This window comes from Microbulbifer sp. VAAF005 (genome assembly GCF_030012985.1).
GTDB lineage: Bacteria > Pseudomonadota > Gammaproteobacteria > Pseudomonadales > Cellvibrionaceae > Microbulbifer.
This window is the reverse complement of sequence record NZ_CP120233.1, coordinates 4,575,628-4,601,973: the sequence shown is the minus strand read 5'-3', so window position 1 is coordinate 4,601,973 and position 26,346 is coordinate 4,575,628. Positions and strand designations below refer to the sequence as shown.

The window sequence follows — 26,346 nt, the reverse complement described above, 5'->3', positions numbered from 1 at the left end:
AGCTAGCCCTGTCTTTTAACTCGTGGATTTTGGGTTCAGGCCTTCACCGTATCCAAGGTATTAATCTTGGCATTAGGCTACTATGCCGTCGGCTGACTTCTGTTTAATCACCTTGATCATTACTGACCAAGGCGCTGCTGTGTTCCACCAATTTTGTTTACCCCCGCGATAGTGGCTAGCGGGCTGAGCCTACTTATGAGTCAGCGGCCACGCTGACAGCTTTACAGCAGTAGGTTGAACAGATCTCCCCAGATAAGAACGTGAACTTTCACTACACAACTGCATCATTTACTCTACCCGTTAGATCACATGGCTTCGGTGTTCTTGGCCACCTCGCCTCCAGGCTAAGCCTTATATGATGTTTCTGTCCGTCAGCTCGTAGTTTTGCTAGCGGCTTCCTCCCCACAAGACCTCACGGTGTTGCAGTTGCCATTCGCTAGTAGTTAGCATTTAATGAAGTCCATTAAACGGTGATCTTCCTACAGGGGACTTTCACCCCATTAGTTCACGCCCATGCTGGGCGTACCAAATCAATCAAAGATGCCCCTACGGGGCTGGACCTCCACTCCGCGGCTTCGCCGCTGCGTTCCGGCCCTTTATTGAGGCGTTAGGTGTCCATGAGAACTGAGACTAAGACTCAAGAGTGGTGCCTGAAAGATCCGAGAACTAGGAAATGGATAAGGCAGTGTGCTGCCTGTGGCCAGTACGGCAGGGATCCAGAAACTCCAGATAATATTCCAAAGGTGAATTTTGAGAATATGTTTCCTGAAATGGATTTGGATGATCGTGGATTATGCCAATTTTGTGCTCCGAGGTTTAAATAGAGAATGTGCCAAGTAAAAACACCTAACAAGCTTGTCAACGATCGCCCTTCGGGCTGGACCGCTAAAAGCGTGGCTTCGCCACAACACGGCCCGTTACAAAGGCGTTAACTGTTTAAAATGAAAGTAAGAATAGTAGAAGTTCCACAAGGCGAAGCCCCTCTAGAGATACGTAAAAGTTGGGTGGGTATTGAGTTGCCACTTGCTAAAGAAGGCCTACAGAACTGCCGAACCGTGGGAGTTGTCAGTGGGCCAAAAACTATACTTGGCCAGTTGTGGAAACTACTTAGTGGCAACACTCAAGGAGAAATTGGTTATCTTGTAGAGGGGTGTGTTGCTATAAATCTGCTCAATGAAAGTAACCCTGATGCTGCAAAGTGGTGGTCTGAAAATACTCACTTTGAAAAACAAGGAAAGTATCTATTTTTTAATGAGAAAGTTTGTCATGTTATTAGCAACAGTTAACAAAACGCGCCACGGCCGCTGCGCTGGACTCACAAACCGCTGGTTTGTTCGCCCGTGCGCTCGGCGTTAGGCGTCAAATCGAATGGGTGGCGGGTTAGTAATATTTTTGGTCGTACAGTTATTGCTGCTTGCATACTCTATGTTTATAGCAGGCGGCAGTAACCGGCTGTTTAAGATACAGGCGGGTTTTATACTCAGCCTTTCATTTGCAATGGTGCTTGTAATTATCTGGGCATTTCCAGATTTCTATATTTACTACTGCATACAAATCTTGGTGTTTTTAGCTACATGCTTTGTTTTATACAAGTACTACGGTAAAAACACCATACAAGTGCCGGCACAATCGCGCACTTCGTGCGCTGGACTCGCAACAAGTTGCTCGCCTGTGCGGCAGGCGCTAAGTTTTATACACAAGTTTTTCCGGTTTTATTATGTAAATCAATAAGTTACAGTTTGACCTGGCATGAATTACAGATTTGATTGGATAATTATGCAGGGCTGGGTCATGGAGGAAGTAAAAAATCAGGTTATGGGTGATACACGTTTGAATAAGCGCTTGTCCAATATTCTTAGTAGTTTAAGTTCAGATCCAAAGAATAGCATTCCCTGTGCAAACAAAACTTGGGCAGAAACGTTTGCAGCTTATCGCTTTATCGAAAATGATAAAGTCAATTTTGATTCTATTATGAGCGGCCATAAATCGGCAACTCTTGAGAGAATCAAGGCGCAGCCCGTTGTTCTTATCCCTCAAGATACCACCTTTCTAAATTTTGCCACTGACTTAGAAAGTAAAGAGATGGGAACACTTAGGCGGAAAGAGACCAATCAGCAACTCTTGCACACCTCCATCGCTATAACGCCATCAAGAGTTAACTTGGGTGTTGTTGAGGGTAGTATGTGGCAGAGAGACAAGGAATCAAGCTCTAATTCCCGTTATACCAAGTCGATAAAGAATAAGGAGAGTCGACGCTGGCTAGACCATTACGAAACGGCTTGTCAGATACAGGAGCGCTGCCCTGAAAGTACAATTGTGAGTATTGCTGATAGAGAGGGTGATATTCATGAGTGGTTTCAACTGGCTGAAGATCAAAGTGAACAGCGGCGGGCGAGCTATATCGTTCGAGCTAAGGCCAATCGCACTTTAGAGCTCGATGGAGAAGAAACGGTTTTGCTTTGGGATCATATGAATGAGCAGAAATCTGTTGGTCTATACACGGTAGATATTCCCAAACGGAATGGTGAATCTGGAAGAAAAGCCAAAGTCAGTGTATCCACTACTGAGATACGGCTACTTGGGAAAGGAAAATCTAAACGACCACTTTCTCTCTATGCTGTATTGGCTAAAGAATTAAACCCACCAGAGGGTGAAAAAGGCATTGAGTGGATGCTGTTAACTGATCTTCCAGTTGAAGACTTTAAGCAGGCAAGGGTCATCATTGAGTGGTATCGAAGCCGGTGGGAAATTGAAACCTATTTTCGGGTGGTGAAAGGCGGATGCCAGATAGAAAGTAACCGTTTTAGAACAGAGCAGCGCATGTTGAACTGCATTGCGATCTATATGATTATTGGATGGCGGCTACATTCGATAACTACGCATGCACGAAGAGTTCCTGACGCACCGTGTACAAGTGCCTACTCTGAAAAAGAATGGCGTATGATATGGATGATGCGAGATAAAACTACTCCACCAAATGAACCCCCAAGTATGAGGGAGATAACCCGTATGTTGGCAGGTTTAGGAGGTTTTTTGGGGCGTAAAGGGGATGGCGAGCCAGGAGTTAAAACCGTTTGGCAGGGATACACCAAGCTACTTCATTATATAGAGGCAGCAGAAACTCTAAGTGGACTTAAATAATGTGTATAAAACACAGGGCAGGCGTTATACGTAGGCAATGAACGAAGAAACACTAAAATTTATTGAAGAGCGGCGCCTTGTTTCGTATATGAACAAAACAAAGTGGCGAGAACTCGCTAATGCCATTACAAGTAACAGTGATTTCGAGCCTCAAGTAAGGCTTAAATATCTACGAGACTTAGAGGCAATGCCTGGGTTTTCGCTGCTTGATTGGGAATGGGTTCGTTATGGTCAATCTAACTGTATCGAGTGGATGGATATTGACCCATTCAAAAGAGAGCGAAGGGGCAATCTTTTAAGTGATAGAATTACTGACTTCAGTGGCTTTATAGCAACTGTTCTGAAAAAGTACAATATCCCATACTCCTTAGAAAATGGGTGTTACAGGGTATGGGGATATGCAAACCAGCAACCAGTTTTCGTATAAATCGGGTAGCCGGTAGTTTTTAGCTACCGGCCCCCACACCACCCATCATGCGGGTCCGCAATGGGCGGTTCCTATCCGTAATGAATCTCTACCCAACGATAGTATCGAGCAGATCTTCATTTGAGTTGAGTGTCATGGCAGTGCGCTACATCAACTTTAACCGACTGGAAACATATCAGTAGGCTAGCCCTGTCTTTCAACTCGTGGTTTTAGGTTCAGGCCTTCACCCTGTCCAAGGTATTAATCTTGGCATTTGGCTACTATGCCGTCTGCTGACTTCTGTTTAATCACCCTACTCATTACTGAGCGGAGCGCTGCTGTGTTCCACCATTTTTTTCTATCCCCCGCGATGGTGGCTAGCGGGCTGGGCCTATTTATGAGTCAGCGGCCACCCTGACATCTTCACAGCGGCAAGTTAAACAGATCTCCCCAGATAAGAACGTGAACTTTCACTACACAACTGCATCATTTACTCTACCCGTTAGATCACATGGCTTCGGTGTTCTTGGCCACCTCGCCTCCAGGCTAAGCCTTATATGATGTTTCTGTCCGTCAGCTCGTAGTTTTGCTAGCGGCTTCCTCCCCACAAGACCTCACGGTGTTGCAGTTGCCATTCGCTAGTAGTTAGCATTTAATGAAGTCCATTAAACGGTGATCTTCCTACAGGGGACTTTCACCCCATTAGTTCACGCCCATGCTGGGCGTACCAAATAAATCTAGCCGACCGCTGACGCATCGGCTGCTTGAGGCGTTTTCTTTATAAAGGCGATTAAAATTTGAAGTTACCCTAAATGACGGTAAAATCACTGTGTTAAAATTGAAACTAGCTAAAGTCGTAGTAAAAAAACGCACTGGTGAGCTAGGAGTAATACACGGGCAAATAGGTTCGTTTTGACAAATCGTCCACTTTGAAAAGCTGACCTACAGGTTTTGGACGAGTTTTACTCCAAGCTAGATTTTAAAAATGGTTGCAACAAAGTTGATGTGCAACCGCAAAGACACCAAGGCAATTAATAAAGCCCACAAAAAACGTGGGCCACAAATGCAAGCGTAAGACAAAAAGGATCTCTATTGCAGTGGAAACGTTTTCAATATTATTACCATCAAGTGGTGATTCAAATACAGAAGTTGCCGTTAATGATGTGCGCTCGATGGTTATAGTTGGAGCTAATGGCTCTGGAAAAAGCCGCCTAGGGCATTGGATCGAGTATAATCAACTAGATGACAAATTTGTTCATCGTATTTCAGCGCAAAGAATTGCCCAAATGGAATCAGAAGTTTGGCCGATGAGCTACGAAGAGGCAGAGAGCGGTTTTTTGTATGGAAACTCTTCTAATAAGCGTAAGGCGAAGAAAGATCCAAAGTATGGTCGCTGGGGTGACGAACCTGTTACTGGAATGTCGTGGGACTTTGACTCTGTATTGGGATTTCTATATGCAGAAGAGGAAAGAAGAAATAGAGAATATGTTGAAAAGGTTAAGACGTCGAAACGAGGTGTTAAGCTTCCAGCCTCTTCGCTAGACATTCTTAGAGAATCCTGGCACGAGTTATTTCCACATCGTAAGATAGAGCTTTTAAGTAATAAGTTTATAACCACAACTATTGATGGTGAAGAATACTCTGCATCAGAAATGAGTGATGGCGAAAGAATAGTTTTCTATCTTTTAGGTCAGTGTTTGCTAGCGCCAAAAAACTCAGTGGTTGTTATCGATGAGCCTGAGATACACATTCATAGGTCTCTTCAAACTTGCTTATGGGACAAAATCGAGTCACTTCGAGATGATTGCTGCTTTGTGTACTTAACTCATGATTTAAACTTTGCAGCGAATCGAGATACTAATTCAAAAATTTGGCTGCGTTCGTTTGACGGAGAGTCTTGGTTTTGGGAGGAAGTTCCCTGCAATGAAGAATTAAATGAAGATAGCATCTTAGAAATAATTGGTAGCCGGAAGCCGATATTGTTTGTTGAAGGTGAAAAGAACTGTTACGACCATAAGATATATCAAGCTATTTATTCTGACTACTTAGTTATACCAAGGGGAAGCTGTGTAAAGGTCATTGAGGCGACAAAAGCCTTAAAATCTATTCCCTCGTTACACCATTTAGAAGTAAGGGGGCTGATAGATAGGGATTACAGGACAGAGGAAGAGCTGAAGTCGTTAAAAGCACATGGAATCGAAACTATTGATGTTGCTGAAGTGGAAAATCTACTATGTGTCGAAGGCTTAATTAAATACGTTGCAGTTAGCCTTGAGTTGGATCCAACTGAGATTTTTGAAAAAGTTAAAAAATTTGTCTTTACCGAGTTCCAGAAGGAATTGACTAGTCAAGTATCTAAGAAAGTTTCATTTGATATTAAGTTTCGATTAAACATATTTAATGACACATCAAAGGGAGTGGATGACATATCAAAGCAGTTGGATTCAGTATTTACGTCTATAGACATAGATGAAATCTATCAGCGGTATCACAGGGATTTCACATTGCATATTGAAGCAAATGATTATGCTAGTGTTCTTAAGTCTTTCAATAGAAAAAGTCTTTCTTCCAGAGTGTCAGGAGTGTTGGGTTTGGCTAACGGGAAGTATCCTGGGCTAGTTTTACGCTACATAAATAGCTCTCGAAAAGATGATATTATTCAAGAATTAAAACGGCATACCCCCGACCTGTAACATCTTAAAACTCCATCAATGCAGATAGTAAAATATTGAGGCATAAAAACTGACCGTAATATTTCGTAAGCTGGTTATGCAGACATTATAGGCAAGACTTACCCACGTTTGGTAGACACCTTATATAGTTAGGTGTAGGCCTAACACGAAGGTGCATCATGGGCAAGAAGAGAACTCAGGCGTATACGGAGGAGTTCCGCAGATGTAACAGGAGCATATTAAAGCGAAAAACGGCAAAGGCTTTCGATATAGCCAGCCCGTAGAGGGGAATATCAATGTCGCCGCCAAGCTACTTAAGTATTGCTTCGATGTGGATCGGCCAAATTGCCGCAGGACCAGCGACATTACGTATATCTGAAACACAAATAGGACACCCATGAATCATACCTAATAGGGTTGGCGGCTTATGCTTTTTGTTCGGTGGATGTCTAGACCTGTTCTTTACAAAGGTAAAGTAGAGTTTGCCCACTAAATTTAACAAAACAATCAACCGGACTCCGCTAAGCGTGGTTCGCTTTGCTCACAATACCACGCTTGGCTCCGCTCGGTTATTGTGGCGTTAGCCAGATGATCATGAAAAATATATCTAGACAAGAATTTGTAAGAGGAAGTGGCAGGCTCATAATGCTGGCCATCTTTTCCTACGTTACTTTTCTATTTTTGCAGGGGATTTCCAATATCTCTGTAGAGGGGCGGGTGTTCCTTGGATATATCGCCATTATATTTTTAGGCTTTTACACAACATCGCTTGTAATCAATCGTCTGGTAGAAAGATATCAATCTGCACATGGCGACAAAGCGAAGAAAACTATAGCAGCCTTATTGCTCACCATTGATGCAGTCATGGTCGGTATTTGTTCTGCCATGGCATTAAGGGCGCTCTACAAAGATCGCTTTGATAACATCATTATATGGTTTTTTATGATCGCATATAGCATTTACCATATATATAAGCATTCGAAGGAAAAAATGGAAAATGGCTAACAAGGTTAGGCAATAAAGCTGTGGCAAATATGAAATTAATTATTTCCAAATTTGAAATTGTGGCAGGATTCATTCTAATTCTTGTATCTGTGTTGGCGCATATCCATAGTTATACTTGCTTCCTATTTACAGATGGATGCGGGGTAGCCGAGGGACTATACGCTTTATACGGCATTGTCTTCGGGTCGTCATTAACAGCCGCTGGCATCATGCTTCTTCATTTTTCAAAATGGCCTGCATGGCTAGGTCAGTTACTTTTAGTTTATGTTGCAATATTCTCGGTTACGGCGTAATAAATGCTTAACAAAGCGTGCAATAATCACCCTTTGGGCTGGACCGCTAAAAGCGCTGCTTCGCAGCAACACGGCGCATTCATTCAGCGTTATGTATATGAAGATTGAGCGATTAGATAGTAAGTCAAAATTGGTTGGATATACTGCACTTGTACTTTCGGTGTTTGCACTTGCCTCAGGATACTACCTTTATAGCGATTTTCCTCAGAGGGAAGGAGTTTTTACCCAGGTTGGCTTGCTTGAAAGAATTAAAACTAGATATGTTGGAAAAGGTGATTATCTACACACCATTATCATTGAAGACCTAGAATTCAAGTATTCAAACTCTTCTAAAGATATTTTTGACGACCTTCAAGTTGGGGATGAGCTAGAACTGGAATACTACACGTCAAAGATCGATAAAGACCAGTACATAGTTGGAGCTTACTACGATAACAGGCAGTTGATTTCTGGTGTTGAGGAAAAAGAAAAACTAATTTTGAATTTAATTTTGTCGTTTTCTATTAGTGTAGGTCTCTTTTGGTTCGGTATATTTGAGCTTCGTGGGGTGCGGCATACATAACGAATACAAGCAGGTTGCTACGGGCTTTTAACCCTTCATGGGATGGCCTGCGCTGTACTCCAAGCTCCCCAGTTATAGTCGTTATTGTGGTGGTCGGCTTTATTGGTTTTTCGTAGTAACTGAAGCTTTAGTGCCAATACATAGCACTCGGTATTGAGCAATTGTACTGATTGTTATTCAGGCAATTTCGCTCCTAGAGTGTTCGCTTAAGTACTGAAAAAGGGGTAGTCCGCTGCAATTTCGCAGAGTGCCAGTAAGATAGGAATTGGTTGAAGAAAGTACGGCATTCTTTCCTCGTGACAACACAAATAGGACATCCATGAATCATGTGGGAGAGGAAGAAATCGGCAAAAATAAAAAGCCATGCTCACCAGAGGAGCATCGAGGCACAATTGTGCAGAGTATTTTGTCTATTTTTGGTGTCCAGGGCTTTCAGCACACAGGGCGAACGGGGATCGATCGGCGGGATAAAAAATGATTCAATTGAGTTGAGATGAAGGGTAAGAGAGAAAATTTTGGCAATCATGCACACCGTGGGCCCAGCGTTTATTCAATAAAATACACGCTTTCCGTACTGCTTCAACCGACCCTACTAAACCTTTAAATCGTCTTTCAAAATTTCGGTTGAGGTAAAGCCAGTGCTCAGGTGAAATACCCAGGCGCTCAAGTATGGGAGGGGTATTTTCAGCGATAGCGCCGCGCTTTCTGGGATCTAGATGCCGACCACTTCAATCCACCAACTCCAAATAGTGGCCCAGCTGAAAAGGTAAACCTTTTGGCATATTTAAACGCTCATCTCCCACAAACGGCAGTAAACTTTTGGATTGCTCAGCGGTGATTGCAGAACGAATATGCAGTTGAATAGAAGTGTAATCAGAGTCTTCAGGCGTTTTGGCAATATTAGCACGGATAGGGTTTAGGTCTACATAGGCCATACAAGCGGCGAGGGCTTTTTCATCCAGTAAAGCCTGCGACTTAAATCGCCCCTCCCAAAAACGGCCTGTACACTCGTCTTCAACATTAGCTTGCCGGGCGATAGACTCATTTAAACAGCGCATAAACTAACTGATACCTGTTAAGCGCTCCCGCCATATAGCGGTGACTTCTTTTAGTTTTTCCAGCTCACATTGATCGAGGGTATCGCCTTTGAGATAGCGCAGAGCCAGAGAGGGAGCCCGAAACAGCTTCTCCCAACGGGTAATTACCTCTGCAAGTTGCTTTAAGTATTCGCGAAATAGAAATACCAATATATTTTGAGAGCTCTGAAGTTGATTGACGAAATTTGCGCCCCGAAAGCATTGCGGAGCTTGGCAACCAATTGACAATGATAGATTGCATCAATTTGCAAATGGGCGGGCAGATACACAAAAAATTTTACATAATCTATCTTCTGGATATGAATAAGTGTAGAGCACAATTTTTCCATTACACAATGGTAAAGTCGTGCTCTACACTCAGGAATGCAATTTAAACCTATCCGTTATTTCTATAGGTTCAACTTCTCCTACATCATCAATGCTCCTAGCTCCACCATTTCTTCTTCATCTCCGAATACCTCCTCATCTTTATTGCGGTTAGCTCGCTTTGTATTTATACCTCGAGGGAGTGTCCGAAATGTCAACTGATCCACATCCGGGAGTGCTTCAGCGCCATCCAGAATATCTTGATTGTCATTGGGTCTGGGCCTCCAAGCTTCGTACCAATATTGCCCGCCCTCATCCCTTTCAATAGAGACAACTGAGTCTGAATCAAACCCCTCCCCCTCCCGCTTCAAATAATCAAATATTTGGTCTGGTGAATTCGCGTACCCAAAAGCTTCAATATTTGGAGGAGCGTCAATATTGCCATCATTTGGAGGAGCACCGATATTGCCATGATCAGGAACAATACCATCCAACCCCTCTACTTCTGGCGGCTGCTCACCTTGAGGAATATTCTCACGTGCCATGCGTGACCAGGCACTCCACGCGCCATATCCTAAGATGGTTGCACCGACAGCTGAGCCCACGCCGATACCAATCTTTGCTGCGGTTGAAAGATGCCCAGAAGGATCTTGCTTCATGACAGGGTTCCCATCGGCATAGCTGTAAGGGTTCATAACCAGGAAGCTATCTCGACTCACAAACCTCATCCGTTGCGCCGCGTAGTACCGGGCCCTCAGATAGAGCAAGCTCGATTCTGAGTCGGCATATTCTCCACAATAAGCAAATGGATTGTCAGCAATGCTTCCGCTCTGGGATGACCTACAGTTGCCATATACGTCATAGACATACTCGCTACTGATAGAACCTGAATTACCGAAAGTCAGAAGAACATTTTGTCTATCGAGTAGATAAGACTGGAGTTCAGATGACGAGTCTTTCTCCAGCAAACGAGCGAGTCGCGACGATGCTGATATTATGTAGCTGGCCTCTGAATCCCCCTGAACTTCATTGATGATATTGGCATTGCTGGCGTTGTCGTAATAATAGTGAATGATTTCTTCATCACCGGTTTGCTTCGTTGCACGCAGCCCATTGGGATAATAGGTGTAGGTCGTATTCTCGCCGTCACTTGAGGTGAATTGTGTGAGTTGATTCAATGCATTGTATTGGTAGCTATTGCCATTTTCATCTTTAATCAGATTGTTGTTTTCGTCGTAGCTCAAAGCCTGATCTTGGGCGCCAGCCACGCTGATGGAATTTAGCCGGTTATCGGCGTCGTAGGTGTAATTTGTCTCCGCACTTTCAGAAGAAGGCAGTGAGCGGGTGCAAGTTTTGATATTGGCTAGCGCATCATAGCTATAAGATACGGTCTCGAGTGGGTTGCCTTGTGGGTCTACAGATGACTCCCCAATGACTTGTCCGACATCATCATATACGAATGAAACATCGCGGTTGAGTGCACTTGAGCCCCCAGGGTGTCGGTAGCTAATGGCGGTTACGAATGAGGTCGTTGCATCGTAGCTGTAGGTAAGGGTAATCGGCTCGCCTTCACCCGTACTGGTAGCGATGATTTGTTGGGGGCGCCCATAACCGTTATAGGTGTAAGCGAGCTTGACCCCATTTGAATAGCTCACCGAGGCTATTTTTCCCACATTAGCTTTATCGATATCCTGGGTGATATAGGTGATCCCCACGGAAATAGAGCCATCGTCCCGAGCAATTTTAGCGAGCCGACCATAACTATCGTAGGAATAGCTGCACTGATGCCCGAGCGCATCAATGGATGAAGTCAGAAGGCCCGTATTGACATCGTAGTTCCATGAAACTGTTTTCCCGTCTGGATAGCTTATTGAAGAAATATTGCCATCAAGCGTGTAGGTGTAGCTGAGCAGTGCATCGCTTTCCCCATCCACGAAGCGCTCGATGGAAGTGCGCTGCCCGACACCATCGTATTCATAATGAATTTCAATGCTCGAGCCATTCTCGGTGTACGAATGAGAAGAGACTCGCTTGTTTAAATCATAGGTGCTGTTTACCTGTGATCCATTAAACTGGGTGATCTGAGTCCTATTTCCTACCGCATCATAAGAATATTTTCGAGCCTGTTCCGTCAGTGTGGCTTCTTGTGTGAATTCCCCGAGTTCATTGTAACTACGATTTGACGACGCTTCTGTCTGAGGCGTACCTTCACCTTCAAGTGTACAAGTGCTCTGAAGCATATTCCCATTTAGATCTCGCGAGGCCACTAGTGTGCGCTTGAGATTTGCACCACCGAGACAATACTGGGTGGGGCTTTGGAGGATATTGTAGGATCTCGCTAGAGAAAACTGTTGAGGAGTCTGCTGATCCCCAATACTGGTCTGTACATTGAGTTGAAAAGCGTTCCACAAGCGTGTAGCGCAGGCGTACTGATTAGCATTGTGCCTATCGAACTTTTTAGCCGAAGCGACAAGTCTTTGTTTATATTCTTTTTTAGCTCTTTTTTTGAATTTACTAAGAAGTGGGCCGCCAGACTTCTCAGGACCGTAAGTGACTTCAGTTGACTTCAACGAATTAAAAGAGCTTGCTTTCGTGCAAGCTACCGAATCATATTCGTATCCCGATATATTGCCCAGGGCATCAGTCTTAGAGGCTAATTGGCTGCGTGCGTTATAGGCGAATGTGACTTTTGATGCTTCGCCTAGAATACCCAATTGTACGCTGAGACGCCCCAGCTGATCATAAGTATTCGTCGTTAAGGTTCGCTCTGCCCCACCCTTCACAGGATAATCACTTTGCTGGATAAGTTGCCCAAACCCGTTGTAGTAGTACTTCTGTTCGTAACCGTTGGCATCGAGCTTTCGCATTATGTTATTGGTAAGATCGTAGCTCCATGTTGTGGTGTTTCCCATAGGGTCAGTGCGTATTACGGTTGCTTCAGCGAGGTCATAGTTATACGTAGTGATCGCACCCACGGCGTTGCTGGTTGAGATTGGGAAACCAGTACATAAATCGTAAACCTCATTAGAGGTATTGCCAAAGAAATCGGTTGTGGCATGCGTCAATGTGTGTGCGGTAGAGTCAAGAATATTTTCGAAGGTCGTGTTGGTTTTCACAATTCCAGAATGACCTGGTGCTGCTGAACCCCAGGTACGCGTGGAGGAACTGGGACGGCCAGCAGTGTCATACTCAACAGAGGTCACGAGTAGTGGATTTAATAGGCCACTCAATTCAGTCCCGCGGGTGGATGTGAGGATGTGCTTCTTATCATCTGAAAGCTTATTGTCCGTTCTTATAATCTCTGGTGTTTGACTAAGTACTCCTCTAGGTTTGTAGTCGTATACCTTAACGGAAGTGGGCATACCAAAACTGATATCGTATTCAACCTCTCCCTTTTTGACGAGCTGTAATTCACCCTCTACCTGTTCGTACTCTTCGATAGAGGCAATTTGACCATTGTCTGTGTAGCTGCGAATAATTTTAGCGGGTCTGGTGTCTTCTTGCTCGTTGTAGAAGGTGCTTAGCTTTTCTGCAATCAGTTGATAATTCGGATCGAGCTGGTTGTAGGGGAAGTCGCCGTCCGTTTCACCAACATAAGTGTACGCTATTTCTTGGATGCGTTCGCTTCCATTTGCTGTGAAAGTGGTCGACTTTAGAAGAAGGTGCAGATTGTTGTACTGATTAACAACCAACGTTTTGTTATTGTTGATCGTGGTGTAATACCTGTAATTATTGTCATTACTTTGAAATAAAGCATCTGATGTTGTAGATGCGACCTCATACGTAGGGTTTCCAAGATAATTGTGGCCATCTGGACCACTTTGCTCAGGGTGATAATTATAGGTTGTGCTACGGGTTTCTTCTTCATAGGTGTTGATCACCTTGCTCACGACATCTTGTTGCTCTTGTTGTCCAGAACTATCTTTGTAGTAGATTGTACTGTAGTCAAACGTCGAGCTGACTTTATTGGGATAGTTGACGTTCGAGAGGAGCTTGCTATTTATAAGACCTCCGTTGTAAATAAAGTGCGTGGTCAAGCCCATAGGGTCAATGTAGGAAACCAGTGCGCCCTCAAGTAGCTGGTAAGAATAGGTGATCGGGTTAGGGTTGGCATCGGATCTTGGGTAAATCACGTCGATGGAGTCACTACTGAGTGAAATCGATAGGTTTTGTCCGTATGCATCAGTAACACTGATAAGCTTCGCTTGTGTAATGGAAGCATCGCTTGAATCATAGGTAAAAAGCAGATGGTTTCCATTTTTGTCATCCCAACAGATCAATTTCTCCTGGACATCGAAATACTGATGATGGCCGTCCAAAAAGGTCAGCAGGTATGCGTAAGGGGTACTTGGGGCATAGGGCAAATTAGGGTACTGCCCTGGACTATACTGCGTCATTTCAAGATTTTTCTGGTAGTAATACTGCAAGCCAGAAGGACTTTCCGGACTCAAAACATAGGTTTGGCTACCGTTGAGAGTCAAGATCCCATCATTAATGTAACTTAACGAATAGGACCATCCTACAGGTAGACCAAACAATTGTTCATAGGAACCTACGGTCTCCTGCGCGTATGTGATCCCGAGATTCACATCCATCGAGAGAATCCCTTTTAGAGGTGGCGATGGAATCGTAACGCTGAGTAAACCAGTACGGGGATTGACTTGGGTAAGGAAATTCTTCGCATAATTTTTGGCGACAGAGGATGAGTTAGAGCCAGTGGAGGTGCTAGCGATATTGGTAGAACTAGAAAAGTTTGCCATCTGGTCGAAGTTTGACACGTGCTCACCTTATATAAATATAAAAGCTACGCAAACAGATTAACTGTGTCTTGTTATCTCCACACGCCTTATCCTACAGCCTGACAGCTGCTCACTTCGACTTTAGAGCTACGCTCTTATGGCGCGCGAGCACAGGCTGGCTAATTGTTTGCATTGGTGTAAAAAGAGATGACGACTATGAGCCATCAATGAATTCCGAAAATATAATAATACTGTTTATGCACCTTCCCGGTACCAAACAACGAGGTGTGCTGAGTGACTCTTGGCGTCGATCATAGACAGTCGTGAGTAGTATGCCTGTACGGAATTAAGGGTTTCATTCAGAAAATTGACGGCATTTTGATACATTGTGCTATATCCGTCTGAATCGTTGAAGGTTTCGTAATTCCAAGTCTGTGACAATGTATCAACTGAGCCAGCGGGTGCCGCGTCGTCTGTGTAAATAATGACACTCCGGCAATTGCCGCCATGTTCGTTTGAACTTGCGATTTTTACCGAATCGCGACCATTCTGGCTTAAGCTATTAAGGCTATTTTGTACCTGCCCCCACAAAGTATCGCTGTCTGACTCACCATCTGCGTAGGATTTATAGATGTAAGTGTTTGTAGCCATGTTAGTTCCCATTAATATTTGTGATATATACAGGCACAGGCCTGCCCATTTTTTAACAAAAAGCCTTCTTAATACTGCGGAAAATTTTTTAAGATAAAAGGTAATTTAAGCGCCAAACACTACAGCTTTCCCGATCAGTTTTTACTTATAGATACTGACAGGAGATTAAAAGCAATTGACGTTTAAATAAACCTATTAATTAAAAATACTACAAAAAAACATTTAAACCATAGGCGGTAACTGAGAGAGCCTGGCCCTTCACTTTAAAATTTATCTGAAATCGCCTATGGAGAATCTAGTAAACACTATTCTAAATTCAATGTCGATAGTCATGAAAACGCAAAGAAAATCTGCAGCCATTTAATTACAGCTTATAACACTTAGATTTGAATTTTTCAGCCAAGATTGACACTTAAGTATTACCCCTCCCACAAGCTAAATGCCTTAAGGCATTTATCCTTGGACGCTAACGCTCTACAAAATATTTATTGAATTTCAAAGAGTTTTAAAAAATAAATGATCCACAACCACCAGGAATAAGCGCCTCAAGACCACCTCCACAAAACAGATAGATTGCAGTTTTTTCTCTAACCTAGTAATTCAAAGATATTTTTACTTAATAGTTGAATTTTTGTTAAATAGAGATATACGGCCGGAGATAAGTATCTTGAGGCGTATATTAAATCTGCAATGGCGCCATAATGCCATCTACATTCCGCCAATCTGACATTCTTCACAAATACAAAGAGAATTTATATTCCTTACAATCCTGGAAATCACTTGGGAACAGATATTCAGAAAATTCGCACAAACATGCATTTAGCTAAGTTAGAATTCCAATTCCCCCATCCATCAAAAATGCCATAACGAATTACTACAATTGACATCCTACACTCCGTTTGTATTGTGCTAGAAAACATTAGCACAATACAAGCTCCATTCAGGCCGCAACTGAGCAACACGTTAGTGCTATCAAAAATCGAAGAATTTGCATTAGGAGGTAATGTAGCTCATAATCTTGTATCGTGATAAAAAAAACGGCAAAACCTCGATTATCACTATTTCTCCTGCATATAATCATAAAGAATGAAAATCCTTTAAAATTGCTAATATTCAAGAACGATATGAGCAGGATTTAACTAATGGAGAAGACTTGCTTGAATATCCATTGCCTATTATTGGCTTTGCTTCCAAAAGACTGCCGAGAGGTAATTGGAGTTTTTACCTAAATGCAGCAGATATTGAATGGGGATTTTTTTCTGATTGACCGGAAAATGCATAGCAAAGCACTCTTGTTCGGCACTACCGTGGCTGGAGCCACTGATACGCATCCGCTTCACAGCAGTCACGAAGCTTGGCGTTGTAAGCCATGATAAGAAAGTGCCCACAATGTGGAAAGCAAGCGGTAAAAGTCAGAATGCTGTCTTTTTCAAACCGCATGCACTGTGAAAAGTGCTTCTTTCAGTACGAGTACACTTCGTTGTCAAAATGGGTACTCGCATTTATAGGCGCCATTATTCCAATACTGGCTATTATATTGGGTTTGGCCAGTAAGAGTTGGGTTGTGTTCGGTATAGTACTGAGCTTAGTCCCATTTCTGGGCGAGTTACTGTTTGCAAAGTACTGTGCTTTAAAGCCTGTAGGTGTACGAGCGTTAAGGGCAAAGTTACGTGGTAAAAGATGATAACAAGTTACTCAATTTCGTTCCGACCGCGAAAAGCGCGGCCTCCACAGGATAGCCTGCGCGTTACTTCGGCTGCTCATTAGCAAGGCGTTGGACTTATTTGATGATTCACAATATATTTAAAGTAATGTTTCTGGCTATCCTCTTAACAGAGATCTCCACTGCGGCAGCTACTTCGATCGGTTTTTGCACGCCTCATGTGGAGTATTTAGGAGAGGGAAATATTGAAGGCAGCTTTGTAATGGTTCTCACTATTGCGAAGAATGGAAGATTGATTGATGCTAAACCAGAGGACATTAATCCTAAAGAATTACGCGCTTATGCAAAATGCTTGGCAAAGCATTCAAATTATTACCTATCTACATGGCTGCCAAATCCAAGTGAAGGGCTGCATAGAATTCCAGTTTTATTTAAAGTAGAGACGTAACTTCTTCTGATCCGTTTAGAGTGCATCAGTCTAGCAAGCACAAGCAGTTATGTGCAGGTCGCTGCGCTCCCATTTTTGTACAAAACGTAGCCAGTATTGGTCGCCACTGTTGTGGCCGTCATTTCTCATAAATCAATAAAAGAGGATATATTTTGATAAAGCTCTCTGTAAGTATTGATGTTTCTAATATTAAACAAGCTGAGAATTTTTATATAGAAGCTCTTGGTTGTAAAAAACTAAGAGATCAAGGTGGAATGTCAGTGATTTCAGTAGAGAACTGTGATATTTATCTACAAGAGAAAGGGGCTAGATCAGTAGCAGTCCCCACCGAGACAGTTGAGCGAAATTATTCTCGTCATTGGACCCCCGTTCATATTGACTTTCTAGCTGAAAACGTAGATGAAATAGTTAAGCGAATTGTTAAACTAGGCGGAAAGCATGAAGGCGGAGAAAGAGGTGACTGGGGTACTATTGCATATTTCTCAGATCCTTTTGGTAATGGGTTTTGTGTAATTAATGAGTAAAACACATACAAAGCACATTAAAAGTCGCTCCACCACGTTGCGCCTAACGTAGTTGACGCTCCGCCTTTTATATGGTTGCTAGCTTCCTATAGGAGTTTTATGAAAAATATAGATTTAAAAGGAATTTTCGTCGGTGGATTTCTTGGGCTACTCGGTGTTTTCGTTATCGCCGTAATCTCGACATTTATTAAAATTATGCTGTTTGGCTCTCAACCATACAATGCTCCATACACTACCGAAGAGCTTGTTATCTTGGTTTTTGCATGTGCCTTTAGCTATCTCTGGTCAGGCTTTATAATCTCCAAAATATCCCGAAAAGGCAAATTACTTAATCCGATTATCGTCTCTTTAATAATATTAGTATTAGCTCTCTTTCCTGCTCGTGAAGTACCGTTTTGGTATATTTTACTATCTGGTTTTCTAGCACCACCACTTTTCTACTATGGTGCTGATTTCCATCTTAGAAGGCTAGCCAGGTGCTCAAGCAAAGAGGTCGTAAACGGCGCTGCTTAGCTTGGCGTTGGGCCTGCAGCCTTACACGGGACGACCAACGCTCCAGCTGCTCCTGTTATGGTCATTATGCTCTGTTCAGCTCTCTAACATCAGTAAATAATAAAAAGGAATCAACGAATGATTGAAAGTGCCCAAATAATTCAGCCTGTAATTGCCTTGATATGTTGGTCAATGGTTATGTGGTTGTGGATGTACGCAACACGATTGCCTGCAGTGAAGAAAGCTAAATTAAAGCTTGATCCGAATGCTCCTCGCGGAGAGCAAATGTCAACCCTGCCTCCCCATGTTCGTTGGAAAGCTGATAATTATAATCATCTCATGGAGCAACCAACTATTTTCTATGCTTTGGCAATATCACTTGCAGTCCTTGGCGCAGGAGATGGCATAAATTTTATTCTGGCATGGACATATGTCGGTATTCGAGTAATTCATAGTATTGTGCAAGTAACTTTTAACAAAATTGAAATCAGGTTTTTAATATTTGCTCTATCAAACATTCCATTATTAGCCTTAACAGTGAACGCTGTGCGAATCACATTCATGCAATAAAACCAGTGGGCATAACAAGACGTCGGCGTTCGGCAGCAAACTGCCAGGGACGCCTACGGCGCCCCACAACTTCGTGTTAGCACCGTATATGAAAGTACATATACCTTATGAAGAAAGATCTGGAAGAAATCCGGATTTTGTAGTCAAGTACAAGATAGACTTATCTGAAGAGAATAAAAATGCCAAGCCGGGACAAGGAATGAGAGTGGATTTTCTTTATGACGGGGATGATCCGCAAGTTGAAGGTATACACATGATCTGGCCAGAGATTCTTGATGAAAATGGCAGAGTCATAAGAGATACTACTCCAGGTAATATTCCTAATGAAGGCTTTGCCAGTATGTGGATATTAAGTGAAGAGCGCCGTGAGTATCACCATAAAAGGCTTAAGATTGGTACAAAAGGGACTTGGTGGCGCGGTGGTCGCATTGCTAATGTCACGGTAGTTCAGATCAATGCTGTTAAGTAGTACTTACAAATTGTGGCACAATCGCCCACAAAGGATGCGGGATGGACTCGCTACACGTCGTTCCACTCGCCTGTGTATAAGGCGTTAAAAGTTATGAAAATAATCGCAGCATTAATTTTGACTGCCCTATCTTCTAGTGCCTTATCATATCAGGCAGTTTCAATAGCGGTCAGATCTCTATTAGAATCAGGGAATACAGATAGCTTCGTTCACGTCGGAAACAGCACACAGTCAGAATTCAACAAGCGGCGAAGCATTAGCTCGTTATGCACCCTCAACATTCTCGAAGGTGATGCCAAACAACCAATAGGTGCTGGTAGCGCTAGCAATCATGCTCTTATTATCTGCCCTGGCTTTAGAGCTCTCGGCATTCGTTTAAAACCTGAAGAGTCTGGCAAATACCATATATTGGGTTACTGGTCCCAGTAAGCTTTTAACAAGTTGCTGCATCCCACCACCTATACTCCGTTCGCTTTGTGCTGTACGCTACGCTAGCACAAAGCGGTGCCGGTGCAAGGCGTTATGTGTAAGGAAGAATTGTGGATGTAACTACACTGAGAGAAAAGCAGGAAGAGTTATTTCAGTCAGGTAAAATCAACAAGGCTGAATACAATGAGCTCTCATCGATTCACCAGAGGATATCTGAAATATCATCGAAGACTGAAATGAGCCCAGAGGAAGCTGAAAAGATAGGTGAACTATTGCAATCTAGCTCAAATATTCTATTAAAAAATGCTATCGAAACAGATACCACCTTTACTCAAAAGTTAACAAAACGAAGTAATCAAAGATTCAAACAATGTATCACTATATTACTTATATCCACATTTATTAGTATATCAATTATAATTATTAAAGGGCTTTAAACACATAGCAAGTTTAGGGAAAGGGCCGGCAAGCCTGTCACCTAATTTTATTTGCGATTACGCGCCAACTTCATCAGACCATATTCACGGCATTATACGTCATTTAACATAGAGTATTAATTGAAAAATGAGTAAAGATCAACCAAATAATCCGCTACACGGTATTACTCTTGAGAAAGTTGTTACACGTTTGCAGGAGCATTATGGCTGGGATGGTTTGGCAGACAGGATCAATATCAATTGCTTTAAGAGCGACCCATCAATTAAGTCTTCGCTCAAGTTTTTACGCAAAACCCAGTGGGCACGAGATAAAGTCGAGGATCTGTATATCTCAACTTTTGAAAATAACTCTCCGTGGGCTAATCGTAAATAAGCACTATTTGGTCACTACATAGATGTCGCTGTGACAAGGCAGGGACAGGCGCATAAATCGGGTAGCCGGTAGTTTTAGCTACCAGCTCCCACGCTACCCATCGTGCCAATCCGCAATAGCGGCTAGCTGGTCCTATTTATGAATCAGCGGCCACGCTGACAGCTTCACGGCAGCAAGTTAAACAGATCTCCCCAGATAAGAACGTAAACTTTCACTAAACAACTGCATTACTTACCCTACCCGTTAGATCACGCAGCTTCGGTGTCCTTGGCCGCCTCCCCTCCAGGCTAAGCCTTATATGATGTTTCTGTTCGTCAGCTCGTAGTTTTGCTAGCGGCTCCCTCCCCACAAGACCTCACGGTGTTGCAGTTGCCATTCGCTAGTAGTTAGCATTTAATGAAACCCATATAATGGTGACCCTCATACAGGGAGGCTATTACCCGATTAGTCCACACCTATGCTGAGCGTACCAAACACAGGTACGATCGCACACTGCGTGTGCTGGCAACGTTAAGATTTTAGACATGGAATGTGAATATGGAACAGTTTCGGATAATTCAAGATATTCGAGAGTACATTAAAAGTTATGATGCTTTTTTTGCACGACCAACACAAAGAGGTGAGCATCCGACTCTGTATATGGATGATAAACAAGGTAAAACATACAACAATATTCGAGAGAAAGATTACCTTTTTTCACAGTGTAAGCAATGGGTTATACCGCATTCTCAAATGGGGCTATCGTTTTCGGCTCATTGGCAGCACTTAAAGGATCAGTACAAACTAAAAAAGAAACATGCCAAAGGTAGCCCAGTCGATGTATTTTGGGTAATAGAAAAATGTGATTTACCAGAAGGACTTGAATTTATCGCTGACGAGAGGGATAAACAGCATTATTTCTTGACGGTCACTCGAAAAATGACCACAGCCCAATTACATCAAAAGCTCATTTGGCTTGCTGACAGAATGTCGGTTATTAGGGAGGCACAAGACGCTCTATGATCAAATATAGGTTCGAAGAAGAAAAAGATATTATTCTTCACTACGCAAACGTCCTCGACGATCAAAAAACAAGCCTTATAATTTCTAAAGGTATGGTTTCTGATAGAGACGAGGCGTTTCATTTAGCAAAATTCTTCTGGTCTATGGTTGACTTATCTGTAGAGGATATAGAGGAAGAAAGATTAGTTTGTGGCCATAAAGATCTTGAGGCTTGGAACGAATACATAATGAACTCCCTACGTTCATATCTACGCTCAAGTGGCTATGCAGATGAATGGGAAAGAGCTACGGACCAATCTTAAATCGGATAACCGGTAGCTTTTTGCTACCGGTTCCCACACCACCCATCATGCGGGTCCGCAATGAGTGGTTCCCTATCCGTAATGAATCTCTACCCAACGATAGTGTCGAGCAGCTCTTCATTTGAGCTAAGCATAATGGCGGTATCCTACCTCAACTTTATCCGACTGGAAGGCTAGCCCACTCTTTCAACTCGTAGAGTTTAGGTTCAGGCCTTAACTCTGTCCAAGGTATTAATCTTGGCACTTAGCTACTATGCCGTCAGCTAACTTCTATTTAATCATCGTGGTCAATGCTGATTGAGGAGCTGCTGTGTTTCACTGCTTTTTGTCTATACCCTCGAAGGTGGCTAGCGGGTTGGGTCTACTTTTGAACTAGCGGCCACACTGACAGCTTCACAGCAGCAGGCTTAACAGATCTCTCTAGATAAGAACGTGAACTTCACCAAACAACTGCATCATTTACTCTACACATTAGATCACAATGCTTCGGTGTCCTTGGCCACCTCCCCTCCAGGCTAAGCCTTATAGGATACTTATATTCTTCAGTCCGTAGTCTTACTAGCGGCTTCCTTCCCACAAAAGTCACGGTGTTGCAGTTGCCATTCGCTAGTAGTTAGCATTTAATGAAGCCCATTAAATGGTGATCTTCCTATAAGGGGCTTTCACCCCATTAGTTCACGCCCATGCTGGGCGGGCGTACCAGGTCAAGGTGTCGGACGCTTCGCGCTGCAGTTTGAGGCATTAACTGCTTTATTAGCAATTTTACCTGTAGGTGGAAAATCAAGAATACAAAAAGAGGAATTTCATTGAAAACTATATTCTCATTAGTAATATTCTTAATATTTGCGACATTTGAAACTGTTGCTGAAGAAGTTGATACAAAAAAAGATTATCACACCTTTGTTTTGGTTCATGGTGCTACAGGCGGGGGGTGGGACTGGAAGGAGGTTGGTAAACACCTTAGCGCTAAAGGTCATACCGTCTACAGGCCAACACTGACGGGGTTAGGTGAAAGGCATCACCTTTCCACTCCTGATGTTAACTTAACCACACATATCAACGATATCGTTAACCTGATTATTTTTGAAAAGTTGAAAAATGTGGTACTTGTAGGTCATAGCTATGGTGGCATGGTAATCACCGGAGTTATCGATCGTATTCCAGAGCGAATTCATCATGTTACATTTTTAGACGCGAAAGTACCTGAGGATGGCATGTCAATGATGGAGGGGCAGCCAATACCAGAGGAACATAAAGTGGTAAATGGTCAAGTTCACTTCTCATGGATCGATGTTAATTCCGAATTTCCACGAGATGTTACGCAGCCATTAAAAACACTTACGGAACCTGTATCGTATAAGAATCCTCTGGCAAAAAAACTCAATGTCACTTATGTAGCTTTTATTCCTGAGGGGGTGTCGAAAGCCGATAGAGCTAAAGATCCTTCTTGGCATCGGGCAGTAGAGCGAAAATGGACAATTCGTACATTTAGTGGCGATCATGTGATTTATCGGGCCAAGCCCAAAGAATTTTCAGAGATGCTTGAAGAAACCGTAAACGATACAAATAATATTTAAATATTTTGTGGCACGCGGTTAAATCGGGTAGCCGGTAGTTTTTAGCTACCGGCCCCCACACCACCCATCGTGCGGGTCCGCAATGGGCGGTTCCCTATCCGTAATGAATCTTTACCCAATGACAGCGTCGAGTAGCTCTTCATGTGAGTTGAGTGTCATGGCAGTGCGCCACCTCAACTTATCCGACTGGAAACCTATCGGTAGGCTAGCTGTTGTGGTCAACTCCAACCGGACACTTTCCTAAGCACATTTTTCAAATTCGATAGGGGTTACGTCCCCCAGTGTTGTATGTATTCTGCGTGAATTGTAATACGCAATATAGGCCCTCACGTCTGTTATCGCACCCTCCCTTGTCGGATAGAGGTTTCCTGTTAACCATTCCCGCTTCAGGCTACTAAAAAAACGCTCAGTAGGTGCATTGTCCCAACAATTTCCCTTGCGGCTCATTGAGCACACCATTCCATGCTGCTTTAGTAGCGCTTGGTAGCTATGGCTGGCATACTGGCTACCTCGATCAGAGTGATGCAGCAGACCTTTTGTTGGGGTGCGCAAATTGATAGCCATAACCAGTGCACGACTTGCCAGGGCCGTCTCCATCTGGCGGTCTAAGTGCCAGCCAACAATCCGGCGTGAATAAAGATCAATTACCACTGCTAGGTATAACCAACCCTGCAAAGTCCAGATGTAGGTAATATCCGTAGTCCAAACTTGATTTTTAGCACTCGGTGAGAAATCCCTATTTAGAAGATTCTCAGCAACTGGCAGTTGGTGCTTGCTATTTGTGGTTAGTGTAAATCGCTTCTTCTGTTTTACTACCAAGCCGAGCTTTTTCATGAGTTTGCGGACTCGATAACGCCCAATTTCAAAGCCTTCTTTGCGCAACAGCTTCATTAACCGACGGCTTCCGAGACTCTCACGAGATTCTGCAAATAAGGCCTTCAATCGATGGCATAGTTGCCAAATCTGGCCATCTATTGGGCTATCACTACGACGACACCATTCGTAATAGCTGCTCTTATTTACTTGCATTACTCGGCAGAGCACTCTAACTGGAAAGCTACCTTGCTGCTTTTTAATAAATTCGTACTTTATTTCATTTCTTTCGCAAAGAAGGCGCTGGCCTTTTTTAGGATTTCCTTCTCCATCCGCAATTGCTTTACTTCACGTCGCAGTTGATCCAGTTCAGCTCGTTCGCCCGAATCCAACCTTACTCCGTTCTCTTCCTGCTCCAGCTCCTTTATCCAGCGTCGCAGATTGTTAGCAGTGGTTCCTACAGCCTCTGCGGCCTTGGAAATCGAATACCCTTGTTCTGAGACAAGAGCTACGGCGTCTTTCTTGAACTCCGGCTTGAATTTCCGGCGTGTACCTTTTGTTGTCATACTTCACCTCGCTAGGTAGTTTTACCATCTTAACGAAGTGTCCGGAAGGATTAGACCACTACAAGCCCTGTCTTTTAACTCTTGGATTTAGGTTCAGTCCTTCACCGTGTCCAAGATATTGATCTTGGCACTTAGCTACTATGCCATCTTCTGACTTCTGTTTAATCACCTTGGCCATTACTGACCGCAGCACTGCCGTGTTCCACCACTTTTCTCTATCCCCGCGATGGTCGCTAGCGGGCTTGGCCTATTTTTGAATCAGTTGCCATGTTGACAGCTCCACAGAAGCAAGTTAGACAATAAGAACGTGAACTTTCACTACACAACTGTATCATTGACTCTACCCGTTAGATCACTCGGCTAAGCCTTCTAAGATGTTTCTGTTCGTCATCGCGCAGTTTTGCTAGCGGACTCCTCCCCACAAGACCTCACTGTGTTGTAGTTGCCATTCGTTAGTAGTTAGCATTTAATGGACCCCATGAAATGGTGATCTTCCTACAGGGGACTTTCACCCCATTAGTTCACGCCCATGCTGGGCGTACCAAGTTGCTGAAATTCGTTCCTGCCGCGAAGGGCACGCCCTCCACCGGACAGCCCACACTGTGTTCCGGCTGCCGTTTAGCAAACCTAGAAAGGAGAGTTCGTTGTACCATCTGTATTATTATCCTTTAAATGCCAGTATGGCTCCTCACTTTATCCTTGAAGAGCTAAAAGCTGATTTCGAATTAATTACAGTAGATAGGAAAAGTAATGCTCAAAAATCTCAGGATTATTTAGCCTTAAATCCATCTGGAAGAATTCCAACACTAATTGATAATGGACAACCAATATTTGAAAGTGCTGCGATTTGCATTCATTTATCGGAAACAAATCCATCCTCAAACTTAATACCTGAAATAGGCTCCCCTGATCGAGCTTTGTTCTTTCAATGGATGATGTATTTAACTAATACAGTTCAAGCTGAATTGATGGTCTACTTTTATCCTCAAAAGCATACTACAGATGAAAGAGGCGTTAAGAATATAACTCAGGCTCAAGAAATAAGAATTACAGAAATGCTGAAATTACTTGATAACGAGCTTGAGGGTAAAGATTATTTAGTTGGAGGATCTATTAGCGCCTGTGATTTTTTCTTATTCATGCTATCAGTTTGGTCAGATGAATTTAAGAGGCCTCCCTTATCGTTTAAAAATTTAGCACGCTATCTCCGAAAACTAGCTCTGCGTGATTCAGTTGTAAGTGTTTGCAAGAAAGAAGGATTAAGCCTTACAGATTATGAGTAAGTTTTTTATAAATCAGGTAGCCGGTAGTTTTTAGCTACCTGTACCCATAACACCCATCGTGCGGGTCCGCAATGAATCTCTACTCAACGATAGTGTTGAGTAGGGATTCATTTGAATTAGAACAATCTTGAGCGCCCATAAATTGGACACCTATTGCATATTGGTAGGTGAGTTCAACACTAACCCAGTGATTACATCCAGCAATTAGGGTTCGCTAGCAAAGGCACCCTATATCAAAACCGCTACCTCACCATGGTTTTGACATGGATGCTTTGGGACATCCGTAGCAACAGCGGGGCTATCAACGATCTCCTCTTCCAAGTGCCCGCTCCTTTTGTACACGTATATATATTTCTTCACGGTGAACAGGCAGGGATTTGGGAGCAAGTATGCCTATCTTCACTTGATTACCCTTAACTTCCAGTACGGTAATTGAGATATTTGCTCCAATCCTTAAGTTTTGACCCGTCCGGCGCTTTAAGATCAACATTTTTGTTTCCTCTAAGACTCAAACCATTTGTAGGCC

General features: G+C 43.2%; 25 protein-coding genes. 19 read left to right on the top strand and 6 right to left on the bottom strand.

Annotation, left to right across the window (positions count from 1 at the left end):
• Positions 1-941 precede the first annotated feature (941 nt).
• From P0078_RS20655 to P0078_RS20625, 7 genes are all read left to right on the top strand, one after another.
• On the top strand, positions 942-1,286 hold the full coding sequence (locus P0078_RS20655) for a hypothetical protein (RefSeq protein WP_282931776.1): 345 nt from the start codon (positions 942-944) through the stop codon (positions 1,284-1,286).
• A gap of 490 nt (positions 1,287-1,776) precedes the next feature.
• Positions 1,777-3,141, top strand: coding sequence for an IS4 family transposase (locus P0078_RS20650; protein ID WP_282931775.1), 1,365 nt, complete (start codon positions 1,777-1,779; stop codon positions 3,139-3,141).
• Between the two features lie 37 nt (positions 3,142-3,178).
• A complete protein-coding gene (locus P0078_RS20645) occupies positions 3,179-3,568 on the top strand; it encodes a DUF6678 family protein (protein WP_282931774.1) in 390 nt (129 codons plus the stop codon).
• A 1,076-nt stretch (positions 3,569-4,644) separates the two neighbouring features.
• Complete coding sequence (locus tag P0078_RS20640; RefSeq protein ID WP_282931773.1) at positions 4,645-6,240, top strand: DUF4435 domain-containing protein; 1,596 nt, start codon at positions 4,645-4,647, stop codon at positions 6,238-6,240.
• Between the two features lie 567 nt (positions 6,241-6,807).
• On the top strand, positions 6,808-7,224 hold the full coding sequence (locus P0078_RS20635) for a hypothetical protein (protein ID WP_282931772.1): 417 nt from the start codon (positions 6,808-6,810) through the stop codon (positions 7,222-7,224).
• A gap of 29 nt (positions 7,225-7,253) precedes the next feature.
• Positions 7,254-7,517, top strand: coding sequence for a hypothetical protein (locus P0078_RS20630; RefSeq protein ID WP_282931771.1), 264 nt, complete (start codon positions 7,254-7,256; stop codon positions 7,515-7,517).
• 97 nt (positions 7,518-7,614) lie between these two features.
• Positions 7,615-8,079, top strand: coding sequence for a hypothetical protein (locus P0078_RS20625; protein WP_282931770.1), 465 nt, complete (start codon positions 7,615-7,617; stop codon positions 8,077-8,079).
• A gap of 728 nt (positions 8,080-8,807) precedes the next feature.
• On the opposite strand, the gene P0078_RS20620 is transcribed toward P0078_RS20625, so the two are convergent.
• The 4 genes from P0078_RS20620 to P0078_RS20605 all read right to left on the bottom strand — a co-directional run bounded on the left by P0078_RS20620 (position 8,808) and on the right by P0078_RS20605 (position 14,872).
• On the bottom strand, positions 8,808-9,137 hold the full coding sequence (locus tag P0078_RS20620; protein ID WP_282931769.1) for a hypothetical protein: 330 nt from the start codon (positions 9,135-9,137) through the stop codon (positions 8,808-8,810).
• Positions 9,138-9,140: 3 nt separating this feature from the next.
• Entirely contained in the window at positions 9,141-9,326 is a 186-nt protein-coding gene (locus P0078_RS20615; protein ID WP_282931768.1) for a hypothetical protein, read from the bottom strand.
• 257 nt (positions 9,327-9,583) lie between these two features.
• Positions 9,584-14,260, bottom strand: a complete 4,677-nt coding sequence (locus P0078_RS20610) for an RHS repeat domain-containing protein (RefSeq protein ID WP_282931767.1) — start codon at positions 14,258-14,260, stop codon at positions 9,584-9,586.
• Positions 14,261-14,476: 216 nt separating this feature from the next.
• A complete protein-coding gene (locus P0078_RS20605; RefSeq protein WP_282931766.1) occupies positions 14,477-14,872 on the bottom strand; it encodes a hypothetical protein in 396 nt (131 codons plus the stop codon).
• Between the two features lie 1,787 nt (positions 14,873-16,659).
• Here P0078_RS20605 and P0078_RS20600 point away from each other — a divergent pair.
• The 11 genes from P0078_RS20600 (at position 16,660) to P0078_RS20550 (ending at position 23,158) form a co-directional block, all read left to right on the top strand.
• A complete protein-coding gene (locus P0078_RS20600) occupies positions 16,660-16,983 on the top strand; it encodes a hypothetical protein (protein WP_282931765.1) in 324 nt (107 codons plus the stop codon).
• A gap of 152 nt (positions 16,984-17,135) precedes the next feature.
• A complete protein-coding gene (locus P0078_RS20595; protein WP_282931764.1) occupies positions 17,136-17,507 on the top strand; it encodes a VOC family protein in 372 nt (123 codons plus the stop codon).
• Positions 17,508-17,606: 99 nt separating this feature from the next.
• A complete protein-coding gene (locus tag P0078_RS20590) occupies positions 17,607-18,020 on the top strand; it encodes a hypothetical protein (RefSeq protein WP_282931763.1) in 414 nt (137 codons plus the stop codon).
• Between the two features lie 117 nt (positions 18,021-18,137).
• Positions 18,138-18,569: an MAPEG family protein gene (locus P0078_RS20585; RefSeq protein ID WP_282931762.1), complete on the top strand. Its 432-nt coding sequence runs from the start codon at positions 18,138-18,140 to the stop codon at positions 18,567-18,569.
• Positions 18,570-18,657: 88 nt separating this feature from the next.
• On the top strand, positions 18,658-19,038 hold the full coding sequence (locus P0078_RS20580; protein ID WP_282931761.1) for a hypothetical protein: 381 nt from the start codon (positions 18,658-18,660) through the stop codon (positions 19,036-19,038).
• A 93-nt stretch (positions 19,039-19,131) separates the two neighbouring features.
• Complete coding sequence (locus tag P0078_RS20575) at positions 19,132-19,467, top strand: hypothetical protein (RefSeq protein ID WP_282931760.1); 336 nt, start codon at positions 19,132-19,134, stop codon at positions 19,465-19,467.
• Positions 19,468-19,577: 110 nt separating this feature from the next.
• Positions 19,578-19,904 carry a hypothetical protein gene (locus tag P0078_RS20570; RefSeq protein WP_282931759.1) on the top strand — a complete coding sequence of 109 codons (327 nt, stop codon included), beginning with the start codon at positions 19,578-19,580 and terminating at the stop codon, positions 19,902-19,904.
• Positions 19,905-20,031: 127 nt separating this feature from the next.
• Positions 20,032-20,277: a VF530 family protein gene (locus P0078_RS20565; protein ID WP_282931758.1), complete on the top strand. Its 246-nt coding sequence runs from the start codon at positions 20,032-20,034 to the stop codon at positions 20,275-20,277.
• A gap of 537 nt (positions 20,278-20,814) precedes the next feature.
• Entirely contained in the window at positions 20,815-21,279 is a 465-nt protein-coding gene (locus P0078_RS20560; protein WP_282931757.1) for a hypothetical protein, read from the top strand.
• Positions 21,276-21,581: a hypothetical protein gene (locus tag P0078_RS20555; RefSeq protein ID WP_282931756.1), complete on the top strand. Its 306-nt coding sequence runs from the start codon at positions 21,276-21,278 to the stop codon at positions 21,579-21,581. Before P0078_RS20560 ends, P0078_RS20555 begins: the two co-directional genes overlap by 4 nt.
• A gap of 806 nt (positions 21,582-22,387) precedes the next feature.
• Positions 22,388-23,158 (top strand): alpha/beta hydrolase, encoded by a 771-nt coding sequence (locus P0078_RS20550; RefSeq protein ID WP_282931755.1) that lies wholly within the window; start codon positions 22,388-22,390, stop codon positions 23,156-23,158.
• Positions 23,159-23,398: 240 nt separating this feature from the next.
• Here P0078_RS20550 and P0078_RS20545 read toward each other — a convergent pair.
• Positions 23,399-24,537, bottom strand: a protein-coding gene (locus P0078_RS20545) for an IS3 family transposase (protein ID WP_282930492.1) whose coding sequence is annotated in 2 segments (ribosomal slippage) — positions 23,399-24,288 and positions 24,288-24,537 — 1,140 coding nt in all. Because the reading frame shifts where the segments join, the coding sequence is not laid out codon by codon here.
• Between the two features lie 644 nt (positions 24,538-25,181).
• Here P0078_RS20545 and P0078_RS20540 point away from each other — a divergent pair.
• Positions 25,182-25,820 carry a glutathione S-transferase family protein gene (locus P0078_RS20540; RefSeq protein WP_282931754.1) on the top strand — a complete coding sequence of 213 codons (639 nt, stop codon included), beginning with the start codon at positions 25,182-25,184 and terminating at the stop codon, positions 25,818-25,820.
• Positions 25,821-26,121: 301 nt separating this feature from the next.
• Here P0078_RS20540 and csrA read toward each other — a convergent pair whose 3' ends face one another.
• Positions 26,122-26,310 carry a carbon storage regulator CsrA gene (gene csrA / locus P0078_RS20535; RefSeq protein ID WP_282931753.1) on the bottom strand — a complete coding sequence of 63 codons (189 nt, stop codon included), beginning with the start codon at positions 26,308-26,310 and terminating at the stop codon, positions 26,122-26,124.
• Positions 26,311-26,346: the final 36 nt, after the last annotated feature.

Bases quoted from the DNA above. Each gene is read 5' to 3' on its own strand.
- P0078_RS20630 (WP_282931771.1), top strand. From the start codon at position 7,254: ATGAAATTAATTATTTCCAAATTTGAAATTGTGGCAGGATTCATTCTA.
- P0078_RS20580 (WP_282931761.1), top strand. From the start codon at position 18,658: ATGAAAGTACATATACCTTATGAAGAAAGATCTGGAAGAAATCCGGAT.
- P0078_RS20655 (WP_282931776.1), top strand. From the start codon at position 942: ATGAAAGTAAGAATAGTAGAAGTTCCACAAGGCGAAGCCCCTCTAGAG.
- P0078_RS20650 (WP_282931775.1), top strand. From the start codon at position 1,777: ATGCAGGGCTGGGTCATGGAGGAAGTAAAAAATCAGGTTATGGGTGAT.
- P0078_RS20645 (WP_282931774.1), top strand. From the start codon at position 3,179: ATGAACGAAGAAACACTAAAATTTATTGAAGAGCGGCGCCTTGTTTCG.
- P0078_RS20555 (WP_282931756.1), top strand. From the start codon at position 21,276: ATGATCAAATATAGGTTCGAAGAAGAAAAAGATATTATTCTTCACTAC.
- P0078_RS20600 (WP_282931765.1), top strand. From the start codon at position 16,660: ATGATTCACAATATATTTAAAGTAATGTTTCTGGCTATCCTCTTAACA.
- P0078_RS20575 (WP_282931760.1), top strand. From the start codon at position 19,132: ATGAAAATAATCGCAGCATTAATTTTGACTGCCCTATCTTCTAGTGCC.
- P0078_RS20625 (WP_282931770.1), top strand. From the start codon at position 7,615: ATGAAGATTGAGCGATTAGATAGTAAGTCAAAATTGGTTGGATATACT.
- P0078_RS20605 (WP_282931766.1), bottom strand. From the start codon at position 14,872: ATGGCTACAAACACTTACATCTATAAATCCTACGCAGATGGTGAGTCA.
- P0078_RS20620 (WP_282931769.1), bottom strand. From the start codon at position 9,137: ATGCGCTGTTTAAATGAGTCTATCGCCCGGCAAGCTAATGTTGAAGAC.
- P0078_RS20635 (WP_282931772.1), top strand. From the start codon at position 6,808: ATGATCATGAAAAATATATCTAGACAAGAATTTGTAAGAGGAAGTGGC.
- P0078_RS20565 (WP_282931758.1), top strand. From the start codon at position 20,032: ATGAGTAAAGATCAACCAAATAATCCGCTACACGGTATTACTCTTGAG.
- csrA (WP_282931753.1), bottom strand. From the start codon at position 26,310: ATGTTGATCTTAAAGCGCCGGACGGGTCAAAACTTAAGGATTGGAGCA.
- P0078_RS20590 (WP_282931763.1), top strand. From the start codon at position 17,607: ATGAAAAATATAGATTTAAAAGGAATTTTCGTCGGTGGATTTCTTGGG.
- P0078_RS20560 (WP_282931757.1), top strand. From the start codon at position 20,815: ATGGAACAGTTTCGGATAATTCAAGATATTCGAGAGTACATTAAAAGT.
- P0078_RS20585 (WP_282931762.1), top strand. From the start codon at position 18,138: ATGATTGAAAGTGCCCAAATAATTCAGCCTGTAATTGCCTTGATATGT.